Raw genomic sequence first — 15552 nt, 5'->3', positions numbered from 1 at the left:
GAAAAACTAAAAGGAATCCAAGTGGACATACCAAAGGGTAAGTACCGTCATTACAAGGGTAATGATTATGAAGTACTGGGGGTAGCACAACATTCAGAGGATAAATCTGAGTTAGTGGTGTATCGGCCTCTTTATGGCGATCAAGGTTTGTGGGTAAGACCTTTATCGATGTTTACCGAGTCGGTATTGCTTGATGGTGTACCAACCCCTCGATTTAGCTATATCGAAAACTAAGCGTGGTAAATTTAGGTCAATATTAGTGCACTAAGTGTCCAACAGAGTCCTGCTAACATTGCTGCATAACTAGCAGGTAGGATTTGACTCTTAACGTGATCCATTAAATCGCAACCCGTGGTCATGGCACTTAATATAGTGGTATCAGAAATGGGCGAACACTGGTCGCCGTATACACTGCCATTAAGTACCGTAGCAAAACAAATCATTAAATACAGCTCAGGATGAGCTAGGTTTTGAGATTGCGCTAAGGACCAAGCCAGTGGCATGGCTAAGGGAAATGCAATGGCATAGGTGCCCCAGCTTGTTCCTGTAGAAAATGCAATTAACATGGTCATGCCTTGCAATATAAGAGGCAAAGCCCAAAACGGTATTTGATCGCCTAGTGATTCAACTAAAAAAATTCCACCACCGAGCTGCCTGCTGATTAAGCCAATAGTTAAGGCCAGCATGAGAATAACCGAGGCAAACACGACTCCTTTTAAGCCGTCTCCTAAGCCCTCTAAAAGCTGATGCAAACTCATGCCTTTAATCAATGCAATAGAGGCCGCAATAAACAAGGCAGTGGCAAATGCCCAATGTATTTGAGGAGAGCCCATATTGAAATGGGTGATTACCGCCACGCAAATCAAACTTACCAGAGGTAATAAGAACTCGACCAGATTGGCTTTATATCCTTTTGGTACATTGGTGTTATGTAACTCTTTGGCACTAATTGGACGGGTGGTTTTACTATCTAACTCACCAGTAGTGCTGGCTCTAGTTAAGGCCTTTTTTAACAAGGGGCCACTGAAGATAGTGATGTTTAAACTTAACAATAGCGTGCCTATTACGGCAAATATGGCATAAAAACTAAACGGCACACTAGCAAAAAAGAATGCAACGCGCTGACTTTCAGTGGCAAGAAAGGCTACACCTGGAATGAATAAAAAACCTTGTATATATGCAGGCCAAGCGTTAAATGCAATTAATGCTGCTACGGGTGATGCCGTCGAATCAACGACGTAACTGAGTTCTTCGTGGCTAACCTTAGCTTTGTCAGCGATAGGTTTCACTGTTGTGCCCACTAATACAGTACTCATCGTACCGCCTTGAAAAAAAATAATACCTAGAAACCAAGCCACTAACTTAGCTGAGCGGGGGCCTTTTACATAGTGCTTACTCATATATTCCGCAAAGGCCTGCGCAGCCCCTGTTTTGCCCCAAACACCCATTAGCCCTCCTAATAACCACAAGTACAGAATTAAAATAGAAGCGGCGCTGGTGGTACCGACAGCGGGGATCAGCACTTGACTAAAAATATCAAACTGTCCCATTATGATTGCCCCCACCACGATGCCACTTAATAAGGCTACAAACGGTTCCTTGGTTATTAGGCACAGCAAAATAGCAATAAATGCAGGCAACAAAGACCATAAACCATAGTGAAAATCAGCTTTTAACAGTACTAAGCTGGAAGCTTGCGCATCTGCTGACTCTGAGCTATCTGATAACCACACCCACTGCTGCTTTAAGGCGGGGGGATGGGTGGTTAGCGTTAGTGCACTTTGGCGAAGTGGCGAATTTTCATAATCAACAATCTGGTCTATCTTTAATGTTTTTCCGCCCGCCTGATACATCCAATTACCCTTGTTATCTGTATAAGTCTCGAAGCGTAGTTGTGACTCTACCCAAGAGGGTGGCACGTTAATATAAACATAAAACGCAGCTACGATACTGATTACACATAAAACTAAGGTAAACTGTTTGCTGACGCTTGGCATGCTGAGTTCTTTTTAATGACTTGCTTGGTCTACAATCTATCACTTACTTTTACTATTTAAAAACAAAGGGATATACAATGCGCACAAAATTAATGCTTGTTATTGGCCTAGTGGCTTCATTAGGCATGGTAAACGCTGAAGCACGGGATGCTTTTGCTGAAACTAAAATAGAGAGCCAGCGTTTAAATGATTCGGTCTATATGCTCACCGGCATGGGCGGTAACATTGGCGTTTCTGCTGGCGATGATGGGATCTTGATTATTGATGACCAATTTGCTCCATTAGCAGATAAAATTGCTAAGGCCATTGGCAACATTTCAAGCAATAAAATGAAGTACGTAGTGAATACTCACTATCATGGTGATCATACTGGTTCAAATGCCTACTTCAGCGAGATTCAAGATACAACTATTTTTGCTCACCATAATGTTCGTACTCGCCTCCAAGCTGATAAGGAGGTAAAACCTGCGGCATTACCTGTGGTGACTTTTGCAGAAGGTATTACTTTACATTTTAATGGTGAAACCATTAAGGTCACGCATTTACCAGCGGGGCATACTGATAGCGATAGCGTCATTTGGTTTGAAAAAGCCAATGTACTGCACGCTGGGGACTTATTTTTCCAAGGACGTTTCCCTTATATCGATTTAGATGGTGGCGGCACAGTAGACGGATATATTAAGAATGTGCGCAGTCTTATTGCGATGTTGAACGAAGACACTCAAATTATACCTGGCCACGGCAAACTAGCTACTAAAGCAGATTATCAAAGCGCCTTAGATATGATCGTAGAGACAGCGGCCTATATAAAAACCAAAAAAGACCAAGGCGTCAGCTTAGGGGATTTAATTTCATCGGGCTTAGACGATAAATGGAAAGCGTGGTCTTGGCAGTTTATTAATGAAGAAAAGTGGATCAGCACCCTGTATAACGGTCAATAAGATGGATTGTCTTGGTAGCTCGTACCAATTGGTACTCGCTACCGATTCAAACTTATTGACGGTCAAAAGCTGGTTTAGTGACCAGCAGCAAATGCTCACTTGGGGTGGGCCAAATATGTATTATCCTATCAGTGATGAAACATTTATGAGCCTATTGCAAGAGTCTCATCTTAGCTCTTATTGTTTGTTAGACCCTGACAATAGCGTTGTTGCGTTTGGGCAATTCTATTTACGGCTAGACAGGCATCACCTTGGACGTTTAGTCGTAAGTCCAAAGCATAGAAACCAAGGTTTAGTAAAAAAGCTTATTTTTGGTTTACTCGAAATGGCAGTGCAAATTAACGGACAGCGTGAAGCCTCATTGTTTGTTTATAAAGACAATTCTCCTGCTTTGCGTGCCTACTCGGCGATAGGGTTTAAGACGAGAATTTATCCTGCAGATTTGCCCCCCAATATGCAAGATTGTCTCTATATGGTCTTAGACTGAAGGAGGCAGTCAACCTTGGCCCTTTAGCTAGTTTTATCAGGGTAGATACCAAATTTTAATAACACACTGTGAAATAAAGACACGTTAGTTATATATAAAACGTGGGTATAACCTTTTTGCATGGTGTTTAACTTGGTGTAAATATTAAGGTCTATCTTGGATATTTGCGCCAACCGTTTACTCGTTAAAGGGGTGTTGGGATCTTTACAGCGCATCGCACTTAAGTGGGTAATAAAAGGCTCAACGGCATTTTTAGCGACATGTTCGCTAATTTGCCCTCGCACTTTACCAAACAAAAATTCTTGTTCATTGACGAATATAATTTGTTTATTTTTACTGCGCTCAACATGCACTACATGGGCATCTCTCACGTTTTTACGGAGCATATCTTCAAGCAGTTGTGACTTGGGTCCAATGGCGTCTTTATCGGCTAAAAATCCATGCAGTGGCACCTCGTTTGCTAATACAGCAAAGGGTTTAAGATCAAAACTATCTTCTTTGTGATAAATCGTTTTCAAGCGATCGATGGTGAATCGGTTATTGGTAATGAGGACTGAAGCACAGGGTAAATTACGGATACTGAGTTCCCACAAAAAGCGAAAAATATTTCTTTGGCGAATGCTCATATCTCGCTGAGTGAAATATTCACTATTGTTATTAAATAAACCGCGTAATTTTTGTCCTTCAGACTTTACCAATTGCGGCGGTAACTTCAGATGCAATACACCGGACGTTTTATTGTATTTAACGATCTGATACTTCTGCCCACTTAACTTAAGAGACTTAATTGATACCTTAATGATCTCGTCAAATTCTATCTCTGTGGGTGTTTGTAATGTCAATTTTAAACCGCTAGCCGACAAATCATTTAAGGTCGCCTCATGCTGAGTAAAGAGCCCTGTTTTAATAAACGCTGGAGCATTCATTAAATACCGAGCCTCAGCGCGTCGGTCACTCTGATCTTCCATCACAGCAGTGATAGGCCAACGAGTTAAGTCATCAATAATCGCTTTGGGAAATGGCTTAAACGGCTCTGGATCGGCTATTTTTAAATCACCTATCCAATTGCTGACATCTTTACAAAACAGTATGTGGGTAATGTCTGATAATTCACTGTACTCGCTGGCTATGATATCGTGAATATCAAAAGCGACGGATTTATGACTATTACTAACAGACTCTAAGCGGTACTGGATAACGCTAAACTTGTCAGACTGAGTCGCCTGTTCAATGAACTGTTTTACCAATCCATTGGTGGCTAACTGCCGATGCGTAGCGGCGACATGTATTTCTTGGTTTTTATGTTGAATAACGCCTTTGAGGAGGAAACTTTCTTTTTGAATTTCTAGTTCTTTAATTAAATTGTCATAAATCTTCTGAGCAGGTAAATCAGTTAAATTTGAATATCGCTCGTTATATTCAATATTCGTCGGCGTCATTAGTTCAAATAAAGGCCTTAGCTGATCGTCTTTATAACCAAGAAACAAAGGGATCCAAGGGCTATTCGCTAATATTCTGTCACGCTCTAAGTTTTGTAATACACGTTCAATTTCTAATTCTCTTTGTAAAGGAAATTGGTTTACTGAGCTCTTAACATAGTTAGTCAGACGTTCGACAATCTTTTTAGATGTCGCCGGTAGCAAACTGAAAGTTGATTCAAATACCGACATTTCCTTATTGAACGTAGTGGCTTCTAATTTATACGACAGTTCACTTTGTCTTTCGGTAAACCCTGCGACCTTGGGGAAAGTAAAAATAAATACATTGTGTTCAGCATCAATAGTGGGTGTGCGCTTAGTTTCAACCACCATTGTTTTATGAGACAGCGAAGCCAGAGTACAGGCCTTACCTTTATCAAAGGCGGGACTGAAGACGGTGAAGTTTGGGCGAATTGCTAAGTCATCAGCAAAATCGATGTCATTAAAATATTGTGACTCTACACTGAATGCTTTGACAATCTTTTCATGCTGTTCTTGTTTGATAAAAGATTGATAGTGTTCTGAGTTCATCACTGACTCAAACACACCGACCGTGTAGCGATCAAAAAATCGGCTTGTCTCTCGTTGCAGTATTTCTCGCCCTACTTTATCTAGGCGCATAGCAATACCAAAATGTTTAAATTTTAATACTGGGAATCTGGCAAATTCAGAATTATCAGCAGAGGCGTCGGTTAATGCAGTAAGACGAATCACCTCGTCTTTGATGATGTTCCGTACCCGACTTGGTAAGCGACTAGAAAATTTATTCAGCCCTTCGAGCAGGCGATTTTCCTGCTGAAGGGGAATTAACTTATTAATCAGTGACTTGTATTGCTTTATAACAAGCGCATCATCACTGATCTTATCTGTTGGTGTCAGAGGTGAATTCGACAAACTTAAACTTTTCCATTCTTTTTGTTTACTCTGCAAGAGTCTGCTTATTTAACCCTATTGTAACAAAAAGTAAACTATTACTAGATTGGGGAACTGTACTTTAAGCAGGGCTCAAATTAATCTGCTTTAGAGAACCGTATTTGACCGCCAATCCATGTTTGTAATACTTGAGTTTGCCAAATATCTTGTGGCTTTATGGTAAAGATATCTTGGTCAACTAAAATGAAATCCGCCCATTTACCCACTGTCAATCCACCCAATATTTTATCTTGATGAGCTGCATATGCGGCATCGAGGGTAAAGGCTCGAAACGCTTGCGTAATGCTCATTGCCTCTTCAGGGATCCAACCTCCAACAGGTTGATTTTCTCTATCTTGGCGGGTGACGGCGGCATGCAAGCCAAAAAATGGGTTAGCTAATTCAACTGGGAAATCTGAACCAAAGGCCAAGGGTGACCCCTGCTTTAAAAACGTGTGCCACGCATACGCGCCTTTTAAGCGTGTTTTACCAATCCGGTCCTCTGCCATATTTTTATCACTGGTGGCATGGGTTGGTTGCATCGAGGGAATAATATTCAAGCTTAAAAATCGGGGTATATCGTCTAGCGATACAACCTGAGCATGTTCGACACGGTTGCGAAAATCCTGGCCTCCAACTCGTTTAAAACTGTCTTCAAATTGGTCAAGAACCTTCCGATTAGCACGGTCTCCAATGGCATGAAAATTCAGTTGAAAGCCTTGAGATAAAACCAAATCAAAAAGAGGCTTAAATTCTGACTCTCGGGTGAGTAAAAGCCCGCTGTTTTGTGGCGCATCAGAGTAGGGTGCTAATAATGCCGCACCTCGGCTACCCAATGCACCATCACCATACGCTTTTACACTGCGAATGGATAAATAATCATACTGGTCTTGTACAAAGCCTTTTTGAAGCAGCGCGCTTAAATTAGGGTCACTAGCAGAAATCATTGGGTAAATACGCACTGGTAAAGAATGCTCAGCGACACGTTGCTGATAATAATCGTATACACCTTCGCTAATTCCAGCATCGTGAGCACTTGTTATCCCTACAGATAGTAAGTGTTCACCTGCAGCATTTAGCTTGTTTTTCATACTGTCGATTGAAGTGCGAGGGAGAAGGCTGGTCACTAATAAATCAGCATTATCGATTAGTACTCCAGTGGGTTGGCCGCTTTGGTCGCGAATAATTTTTCCACCCGGCGGATCCAAGGTTTCTTTGGTAATACCGGCGAGAGCTAGCGCCTTACTGTTTACCCAACTGGCATGACCGTCAACCCTTGAGAGGACGACAGGCCGATCGCTAATATACTCATCTAATTGTTGTGCGGTAGGAAAGGCTTTGTCAGGCCATAGTACTTGATTCCACCCTCGGCCTGTTATCCAAGTTAAATCACTGTGTTGGTTGGCATAATCTCTGACTTTCTGAGCCGCTAAATTCGCTGAGCCAATATCTCGTAGGTCAACTTCGAGTAGGGTTTCTCCCAAGCCCATCACATGGCCGTGGGCGTCAATTAGACCCGGCAACAATACCTTGTTTTGGCCATCAATCTTATTTGCTTCTGGATATTTATTATTGAGTTCATGATTGCCGATTGCGATCACTTTACCGCCATCAAAAATGAGGTTACTAAAGGAAATCAGTCGACCGTCATTGTCTAGTGTATAACCTCTTACATTTGATATTTGTGTTGGCGCTGCAGATACAACACAGCTCATTAAACTGATGACAAGCATCAACCAATTTCTCATAGTATTCCCCTATTTCATCTTGTTATTTTTGGTTTTATCTTTGCTTAGTGTTCTAGGTAACTGTTCAAACATATCGACTATGTTGTGTCACAAAATAGTCTTTAAAGCAACAAACTAGGCGGAACCTCTAAATGGTTTATGCGCCAAATTTGCTGCATCTTGAGCTGATCAATATTACCGCCTGAGAGTAGTACTAATACAGTTTGTGGACTGGTTTTGTCTGCCAACCACTTGCATACCGCGTCCATACTCATGGCGCATGTAGGTTCAACGTGTATTTTTAGTAGGTGCTGCAGCCATTGAGTCCAATACGCAATTTTCTCTTCATCGACTTCATGGATAGCATCAAGTTGTTGTAGAAACGGAAAAGTATGCTCGCCAACTGCTAAAGTTGCGGCGCCATCAGCAAGTGTCGCAGGAGAGTCGGCTAAGGATTGGATCTTACCTACTTTTACTGAACGAGCAGCGTCATTTCCTAAGGCTGGTTCTACCCCGATAACCGCACAGTCAGCGAAGAGACCTTTGGCACAAATATACGTACCTGCCACTAAACCACCACCACCAAGTGGCGCAAAAATACTATCTACCCTGCCTGTTTGTTCAAGTGCATCAGCCGCAACAGTACCTTGTCCAGCAATAATATCCGGATGATTGAAGGGGGGAACCCACAGGGTATTTGCCTCAGTGGCCGCTTGTTTCACTAATTCGTCGGCTTCTTTGCGGGTTGCACTTAAGCGTAAATCTGCACCATAAGATCGGGTAGCAGCCGCTTTGACACGGGATATATTTTGCCCACTGTACACGGTTGCCCGTACTCCAAGCATTTTAGCGGCATAAGCGACTGCTTGCGCATGATTGCCTGAACTGCTGGCTACAATATGATTGGCTAAACGCCCTTCTTCTTGGGCTTTAAGCAGCATATTTAAAGCACCGCGTATTTTAAATGCCCCCACTTTTTGTAAACATTCCGCTTTAAATAAGATGCGATGTCCTAACCATTCATTGAGTAAAGATGATTCAAGGATTGGCGTTTTATTTATATAGCTCTGGATCCGGCGTTGAGCGGATTGAATATCATCAAAGGTAACAGAGTGCATGGCTAGTCTATTTTTTTAAAAGGAGCATCATTGACAGGTCAATAGTCTAACATGGTGATATAGTTTATTTTTAATGGTGATTTAAAAATACTTTTAGGAGACACAATGGGTTTATTAGACGGTTTACTGGGCAATGCATCTGAAATTGATATCGAATCTGTGGCCGAAGAACTTGCGCCGATAATTGGTGAAACAGAGTCGGTTCAGCGTGTATTCAAAGTCATTAGGGATATGTATGTCTTTACTAACAAGCGCTTAATATTGATAGATAAACAAGGGATGACCGGCCGTAAAGTCGATTATCATTCAATTCCTTATCGTGCCATCACTCAGTTTAAATTAGAAACGGCAGGTCATTTTGATTTGGACGCAGAGCTTAAAGTGTGGGTATCTGGACAAGATAATCCTATTGTTAAAGAATTAAAAAAAGACACCGTGGTAGGCATTCAGCAAACTTTAGCTACCTATATGTTTGCCTAATAGCGAACTGCGTATTGCTGTTCGAACTACCCAAACACAGCTTGAAGACCTCGCTTGGTAGTTCGATATCTTTTTACTAAACACGTTTTACCTGCCTTATTTAGCCCAATAAGGTGTTATTTCTGTCATTGACTGTTTGAACCAGTATGAGTCACACCATTGAAAAAAGGTAATACGCAAACATATGGCGCACAACACACCCCTCTCTTACCATTTTAAAGATACGCACCTTTGGTTTGATATCGCAGTACTTGCCTTGTTATTTGTGTTGGCTCATTACTACCCCTTACTCAAAATAGTTCCCTTAATCGCCTGCTTAGAATTATTCAGTTTTTTTAGTTTTCATCTGTTAGCTAAAAACAGTCGCTTTCAGTTGCAAGGCTTTTTGGGTGGGTTTATATCGAGTACAGCTGTTTTTTTGCAAGTACTCAATGAGCAAAAATTTTCGGCAAGCGCCGACAAAGATTTGCTGCTGGCATTGGTACTGGCCATCATGGCAATGCTGTCAGAATGTATTTTTATCATCTATTTTCTAACTGACGCGGCGCCAATTATTTACTATCTGCCTTTTGTCGTTCAACTTGTCTTTTTTGCACTTGTTCTGGTTTATATCAATGTCAGCACTCATCCACGTTTTAGGGTTGAACAGGTGACCTCTCCTCCTGCAGATATTGAATTGCTGAATGATCATCCCATCGTGTGGAAAAATGTGCTGAGGATGTCTTTGTTTATTTTAGCCATCATCTGGACTATGCATTTTGTGGGTAACGAATTTGGTTCGTCTCGTGGTTTCAGTACCTTGCTGGTGTCGTTGTTTGAAGCTCATGCGGTTCTTGCTTCAGTGATGACCGAATGGACTTTGAGCCCTGACAACATTGAGCCCTTAGGCCTATTTTTGATCATCCTTTTAGGTAATACATTGAGCAAATCATATCTGGTCTATAAAGGCTCAAACTTGGGGCAAAAGGGTTTTCTGATTGCGGTAATAAGCGCTGCACTAGTCATTAGCGCAGCGCTTACCTTGCTTGTTGTAAAAGTTGGATTTAGTTGAGGTCTAAATCTATGTTTTGCGTAGCGATGAATACTCGGGTTATTTCATACCGAAATGTTTGTCAAAAAAGTTGGTAATCGTTTTGTACAAGTGAATACCGGTATTCTTGCCCCGAATACTATGTTTTTTGCCAGGATAATCCATTGCTTCAAAGGGGATAGCCAAATCTTGTAAATGTTTATATAGCTTGGTGCTATTGGTAAACAGTACGTTGTCGTCGGCCATGCCATGATAAATAAGTAAGTCGCCCTTTAACGCTTTTGCATAAGGGAATACTGAAGACGCAGTATAAGCTTCTTTATCGGTATTGGGGTTACCCATATAACGCTCAGTGTAATGCGTATCGTATAGCTCCCAATCGGTAACAGGTGCACCTGCAACACCCGCTTGAAAGTAATCGGGGGCTTTAAACATACTCATTAAGGTCATATAACCACCGTAACTATGTCCATGCACACCAATACGCGTTTCATCGACATAGGGTAAACTTCGTAAAAACTTCACCCCAGCGATTTGATCTTGTACTTCAATTTCTCCCATCGCTTTGTAAATCGGATCTTCAAATGCTTTACCACGATAATTTGATCCGCGGTTATCTACGGTAAAAACCACATAGCCTTTGTTCACCCAATATTGCATTAACAAGCCACGGTTTCCGCCCCAACTGTTGGTTACCATTTGCGCGTGAGGTCCGCCGTACAAATAAACGATAACAGGGTGTTTTTCTTGCAGGTTTGTTGGCTTGTACAAACGATAATAGAGCTCAGTACCATCGTCGGTTTTAAAACTTGCTATCTCTGGTTTCACCCACTGCGTTTGATAGGCATGAAGCGGATGCTCTTCATCAATGCTATTTTCACTCAACCACGTAATCTGACTACCATCAGCCCGGTGCAAACTGACTTGGGGAGGCGTATTGGTAGTAGAGAAATTATCCACGTAAATACTCGCATCTTGACTGAATGAAATAGAATGGAAGCCGGCACGTTGACTAATCCGTTTTATTTCACCGTCTTTCAGTGAGACAGAATACAAGTGACTTTCGGTGGGAGTATCTCTACGACCAGTAAAATAGATAAGTTGTTTTGCTTCATTAATGGCTTCAATATCATTCACCACCCACGCGCCCTGAGTTAGTTGCTTAACTAACTCGCCGCTGGTGTTGTACAAATATAAATGTTTGTAGCCATCTCGTTCCGAGGCCCAAATAAAATGTTTATTGTCAGCTAAAAAATGCAAATCATTATTCAGGTTGACCCAAGTATCGCTGTTCTCTTGGAATAAGGTGTTTTGGGTGTTTTTTTGTAAATGATACGCTTTCAGTTCAAGAGCTTGCTGATCGCGCGGTTGGATTTGGTAGCTAAGGCCTTGGCTGTCGGCCATCCAGTCAACTCTGGCTAAATAAATATCTTTATTTTCGCCCAGATCAATCCATCGACTAGATTGTTTGGCTACATCCAACACACCCAATTTAATCGCTACATTGTTGGTGCCAGCTGAGGGATAGCGTTGGGTAATCATTTCAATAGAATCGGCGTATATCTCACTTCGGGTGATTTCTTGCACAGGGCTTTCGTCAATTTGGGTATATGCGATAAAACGTTCGTCTGGTGACCACCAATAGCCAGTCATGCGGTTCATTTCCTCTTGCGCAACAAACTCAGCCATGGCGTTTTTAATAGGGCCTTGCCCATCATGGGTTAGGCGGGTTTCGACGCCATTTTTGATGTGCTTGATATACAAGTCTTGGTTACGCACGTACGACACATAATTGCCCTTTGGTGACAAACGAAAATCTGTTTCAAATTCTGGCGTATCCAACAACTGAATCGCGTTTTTGTCACCCAATTTAAAATAGTAAAGATCCCCTGCTAAAGGAAATAACAAGGCCTTGCCATCTTTCGACCACTCATAACTCACTATCCCGCTGCCGCTCAAACGCATACGTTCACGACGCGCTTTTTCCTCATCAGATAATTCTTCTGGACCAGAGCTTAATTCATCAGAATTAAATAACATTTGAATCTTTTTCGTTTTTAAGTCGTACTCCCATAGGTCAAGACGTTCGTAGTCTGTTTCTTTGCCTTGCAAGAAAGTGACGCGTTTACCGTCTGGTGATACTTTTAAGCTGCGCGGGGCAGCACCTTCTAATGCAGGAGAGCTAAAGATGCGTTCTATGGTGAGTGTTTCGCTGTAACTTGTACTGGTCATTAAGCTGAGTCCACAAAGTAAAAGACAGGTGAGTTTATTCATTATTATCAGTATCCTGTTATTTCTGTCGTTATCTAGTCAGCTGAACATTGTAATCGCTCTCTACCCACAGGTAAAACATGTCTGATAAATTCCATGCTTTAGTATTAGGTGCCACAGGTTTAGTTGGAAAACAACTTGTAAATCAACTGCTTGTGGATAAACGTTATGAAAGCGTAACCTTATTGTTACGCAAACCTCTGGCGCAAAATCTGTTTATAGACTCAAATAAAAAACTGCAACCCCTTGTCATCGATTTTAATCGGCTCGATGAGTACCAAGGTTATTTTGGCGCTGAGCATATCTATGTATGTTTGGGTACTACCATCAAAAAGGCTGGTAGCCGTGCAAACTTTCGTCGCGTCGATTTCGAATATGTGCATATTGCCGCCCAGCTCGCGCGAGCCCAACGAGCAGCAAGTTTTGTTTGGATATCATCGGTTGGGGCAAACGCAAAAAGCCGTAACTTTTATTTGCGTGTTAAAGGCGAGTTAGAAAATGCCATCATGAAGATGACCGGCTTAGAGCATGCTAGTGGAGTCAGACCTTCTTTGCTGTTGGGTGAGCGTGAAGAAAAGCGTTTTGGTGAATGGCTGGGGGCTCGCTTGGCTAAAATTATGGCACCTTTATTTAAAGGTAAATTAGCTAAGTATCGCCCAGTGAGCGCTCATGAGGTAGCAGCACAAATGGTTCGTTTACAACGATTCTAGGGAGTAGGGAAGGTTGTATGGCTTCAGTTGGATTTCAGTTCAAGCATTTTTATATTGAGCATAGCCAGTGTGCTATGAAGGTGGGTACCGACAGTATTATGCTAGGGAGTTGGATTGTACCCCAGGCTAGCAAAAACATCCTAGACATTGGCACAGGCTCAGGTCTATTGGCTCTCATGCTCGCACAAAAAACCGCCGAAGATTGCAACATTCTGGGTATTGATATTGATAGCAATGCAGTGCTTCAGGCACAAATCAACGCAAAAAACAGCCCGTGGGAACCGCGCCTCACCTTCGTCCATCTCCCCCTACAAACGCTGCGGCAGCACAGTGCTTTAGCGCAAAAATTTGATTTAATTATGTGCAATCCGCCTTACTTTGCAGAGAATCATAAAACTAATCAACAAAATGCAGCCAAGCAAAATATGCCGCGGATTCAAGCAAGGCAAGTCAGTGCTTTAACGCATACAGAATTACTGCAACAGGTAGACTTTCATTTGGCACAATCCGGCTCTTTTTATTGTGTTTTGCCTAGCGATACAAGCAATGCATTTATTGAAAAAGCGCTTAAACAAGGTTTATTTTTACAACATCAAATCCAAGTACGAAGTACTGAGGGTGCAAAAATCATTCGTCAAATGATGAAATTCAGTCGATACTCAACTCAAGCTCAGTGTGACAACCTCGTTATTTATACGCAGCCAAAGCAGTATTCGCAGCAATATATCGAGTTATGCAAGGCGTACTATTTACGATTTTGAAGGAAGTTAAGTGCACGTGCTCAACTGAGCTGAATTGGCCAATCAACCTTGATGGGAGTAAGTGATGCATACATCTAAGTTGCCAGACTCTATTCGTTCTCTGGTTGAGGAGCTGCAAATTGTAGAAGTAACGTGGCAGGGCGTACCCATTCAAGTGCCTAAGTTTGCTATCTATGCCATCTTATCAATGCCCTTGTTTGACCGAGTGATTTTTCAAAATGGTCGACAAATCGGCTTACTGCAATTTGGCCGTTATACCATCCCCGTACTTGACCCCTTCAAAGCCAATGTGGATCCCAGTCCTAAATACGCGGTTATCATGAGCCACAGTCGTGATAACTTATTTGGTTTATACGCCTACACCGCTGATCACATCGAGTCGGGCATTAACCTTCCTATCTTCCATGGCTCTGTTTCTCGCATCGTAAAGGCCTATATATAAACTGCTACAGGTGAGTAATTTTTACTTAGTAGCATGGAACAAGTGACTCACAATGAATGGGGCTATTTGCCACCTATAGGGCCGCAAAGTCAGTGTATTTGGGTTTTGCAGGATTGGAATAAACCTTGTATTAGTTATGCCTTAATAAGAAAGGTATTGAATTAACGGCCTAATCAACAAAGGTTTACAGCAAGTAATATTAACCTTGCCTGCGTTCACTACTAATAATAAGGAAGAATTGATGAACATTTTTACCAGAAGCTTGTTCGCTCAGCCTAGGCAAAGCACACCGCAGATAGCCAATATGATTTCTTGTGTTTTATTGGTCATTGCAGTGATGTTAAGTAGTGGATGTGCGAGTAATCAAACTCAATCAGACTCCGCTACTAATGCTCAATCACAGGCAATGGAGATCGAAAGCTCCCATGGTTCTTTTGCGCTCGCCCCCACGGTAGTTAGCTATGAACCAGAGAGCTTCAGCGACCCCCTTGAAAGTTTCAACCGGCCTGTGTTTGCCTTCAACGATTTTGTCTTCAAAAATATCTTTATTCCCGCCAGTCATGGCTATCAAGCAGTAGTACCAGAGCCTGTTAGAGGAGGGGTAAGTAACTTTTTCAGTAATTTACGGGAGCCCCTAAATGCGATTAATCATCTTTTGCAGGGTAAGGGCTCAGAATCTGGTAGCAGCGTAGGTCGTTTTTTAATCAATTCTACCGTAGGCTTATTAGGTTTATTTGATCCCGCTGATCATTGGTTTGACATAAAAGAACAAAAAGCCACTCTAAATCAGACATTAGCTTCATACGACGTAGGATATGGCAGTTTTCTCGTGTTGCCATTTTTAGGGCAGACCGACACACGTAATGGTTTTTCTACCTTAATCGAAGGTATCGTGCATCCCATAAACACATTAGCGGACTCTCCTCAGACTATTTATCTGCAAAGTTATGGCAGCTTCCATGAGTTTGCCCCTCAAGCAGACAGTTATGAAACCTTAGAGCAAAAAAGTGAAGATCCATATTTGTTCTTTCGAAACCTGTATTTGCAAGGTGTGATGCGCGACCAACAATTTAAAGAGGGCGCGATGCCCAGCGAAGCATTTCAGCTTAATCCTTATTCAAAGGGGCAAACTTCCAATATAGAGCCAACGGCAACGCAGAGTCAGTCCGCTACTTCTCAATCAGGGCAGGAGGACTAA

At 42.0% G+C, this 15552-nt stretch carries 14 protein-coding genes; 9 read left to right on the top strand and 5 right to left on the bottom strand.

Annotation, left to right across the window (positions count from 1 at the left end):
* Nucleotides 1-21: 21 nt before the first annotated feature.
* Nucleotides 22-234 carry a DUF1653 domain-containing protein gene (locus ACEN2L_RS02955; RefSeq protein WP_306023732.1) on the top strand — a complete coding sequence of 71 codons (213 nt, stop codon included), beginning with the start codon at nucleotides 22-24 and terminating at the stop codon, nucleotides 232-234.
* 11 nt (nucleotides 235-245) lie between these two features.
* Here the strand turns inward: ACEN2L_RS02955 and ACEN2L_RS02950 are convergent, their stop codons facing one another.
* Nucleotides 246-1997, bottom strand: a complete 1752-nt coding sequence (locus ACEN2L_RS02950; RefSeq protein ID WP_441741640.1) for a Na+/H+ antiporter NhaC family protein — start codon at nucleotides 1995-1997, stop codon at nucleotides 246-248.
* A 77-nt stretch (nucleotides 1998-2074) separates the two neighbouring features.
* On the opposite strand from ACEN2L_RS02950, the gene ACEN2L_RS02945 reads away from it, so the two are divergent.
* Both ACEN2L_RS02945 and ACEN2L_RS02940 read left to right on the top strand, forming a co-directional pair.
* Nucleotides 2075-2938 carry an MBL fold metallo-hydrolase gene (locus ACEN2L_RS02945; protein WP_306023734.1) on the top strand — a complete coding sequence of 288 codons (864 nt, stop codon included), beginning with the start codon at nucleotides 2075-2077 and terminating at the stop codon, nucleotides 2936-2938.
* Nucleotides 2898-3425 carry a GNAT family N-acetyltransferase gene (locus tag ACEN2L_RS02940; protein WP_441741639.1) on the top strand — a complete coding sequence of 176 codons (528 nt, stop codon included), beginning with the start codon at nucleotides 2898-2900 and terminating at the stop codon, nucleotides 3423-3425. The genes ACEN2L_RS02945 and ACEN2L_RS02940 overlap by 41 nt, the downstream gene beginning before the upstream one ends.
* A 23-nt stretch (nucleotides 3426-3448) precedes the next feature.
* Here ACEN2L_RS02940 and ACEN2L_RS02935 read toward each other — a convergent pair whose 3' ends face one another.
* The 3 genes from ACEN2L_RS02935 to ACEN2L_RS02925 form a co-directional block, all read right to left on the bottom strand.
* Complete coding sequence (locus ACEN2L_RS02935) at nucleotides 3449-5833, bottom strand: PilZ domain-containing protein (RefSeq protein ID WP_441741638.1); 2385 nt, start codon at nucleotides 5831-5833, stop codon at nucleotides 3449-3451.
* An 80-nt stretch (nucleotides 5834-5913) separates the two neighbouring features.
* Entirely contained in the window at nucleotides 5914-7563 is a 1650-nt protein-coding gene (locus ACEN2L_RS02930) for an amidohydrolase (protein WP_441741637.1), read from the bottom strand.
* 101 nt (nucleotides 7564-7664) lie between these two features.
* On the bottom strand, nucleotides 7665-8660 hold the full coding sequence (locus ACEN2L_RS02925) for a serine/threonine dehydratase (protein ID WP_441741636.1): 996 nt from the start codon (nucleotides 8658-8660) through the stop codon (nucleotides 7665-7667).
* A 105-nt stretch (nucleotides 8661-8765) separates the two neighbouring features.
* On the opposite strand from ACEN2L_RS02925, the gene ACEN2L_RS02920 reads away from it, so the two are divergent.
* Together ACEN2L_RS02920 and ACEN2L_RS02915 are read left to right on the top strand one after the other, a co-directional pair.
* A complete protein-coding gene (locus ACEN2L_RS02920) occupies nucleotides 8766-9140 on the top strand; it encodes a PH domain-containing protein (RefSeq protein WP_306023739.1) in 375 nt (124 codons plus the stop codon).
* Nucleotides 9141-9324: 184 nt separating this feature from the next.
* Nucleotides 9325-10191 carry a DUF4010 domain-containing protein gene (locus ACEN2L_RS02915; protein WP_441741635.1) on the top strand — a complete coding sequence of 289 codons (867 nt, stop codon included), beginning with the start codon at nucleotides 9325-9327 and terminating at the stop codon, nucleotides 10189-10191.
* 39 nt (nucleotides 10192-10230) lie between these two features.
* Here the strand turns inward: ACEN2L_RS02915 and ACEN2L_RS02910 are convergent, their stop codons facing one another.
* On the bottom strand, nucleotides 10231-12402 hold the full coding sequence (locus tag ACEN2L_RS02910; RefSeq protein WP_441741634.1) for a DPP IV N-terminal domain-containing protein: 2172 nt from the start codon (nucleotides 12400-12402) through the stop codon (nucleotides 10231-10233).
* A 119-nt stretch (nucleotides 12403-12521) separates the two neighbouring features.
* On the opposite strand from ACEN2L_RS02910, the gene ACEN2L_RS02905 reads away from it, so the two are divergent.
* From ACEN2L_RS02905 to ACEN2L_RS02890, 4 genes are all read left to right on the top strand, one after another.
* Complete coding sequence (locus ACEN2L_RS02905; RefSeq protein ID WP_441741633.1) at nucleotides 12522-13151, top strand: NAD(P)H-binding protein; 630 nt, start codon at nucleotides 12522-12524, stop codon at nucleotides 13149-13151.
* A gap of 17 nt (nucleotides 13152-13168) precedes the next feature.
* Nucleotides 13169-13912 (top strand): tRNA1(Val) (adenine(37)-N6)-methyltransferase, encoded by a 744-nt coding sequence (locus ACEN2L_RS02900; protein WP_441741632.1) that lies wholly within the window; start codon nucleotides 13169-13171, stop codon nucleotides 13910-13912.
* 64 nt (nucleotides 13913-13976) lie between these two features.
* Nucleotides 13977-14354 carry a hypothetical protein gene (locus ACEN2L_RS02895; RefSeq protein WP_441741631.1) on the top strand — a complete coding sequence of 126 codons (378 nt, stop codon included), beginning with the start codon at nucleotides 13977-13979 and terminating at the stop codon, nucleotides 14352-14354.
* A 241-nt stretch (nucleotides 14355-14595) separates the two neighbouring features.
* Nucleotides 14596-15552 (top strand): MlaA family lipoprotein, encoded by a 957-nt coding sequence (locus ACEN2L_RS02890; protein ID WP_441741630.1) that lies wholly within the window; start codon nucleotides 14596-14598, stop codon nucleotides 15550-15552.

Source organism: Flavobacterium sp. W21_SRS_FM6, from assembly GCF_052119645.1.
GTDB lineage: Bacteria > Pseudomonadota > Gammaproteobacteria > Enterobacterales > Alteromonadaceae > Paraglaciecola.
This window is presented reverse-complemented; position numbering and strand designations above follow the sequence as displayed.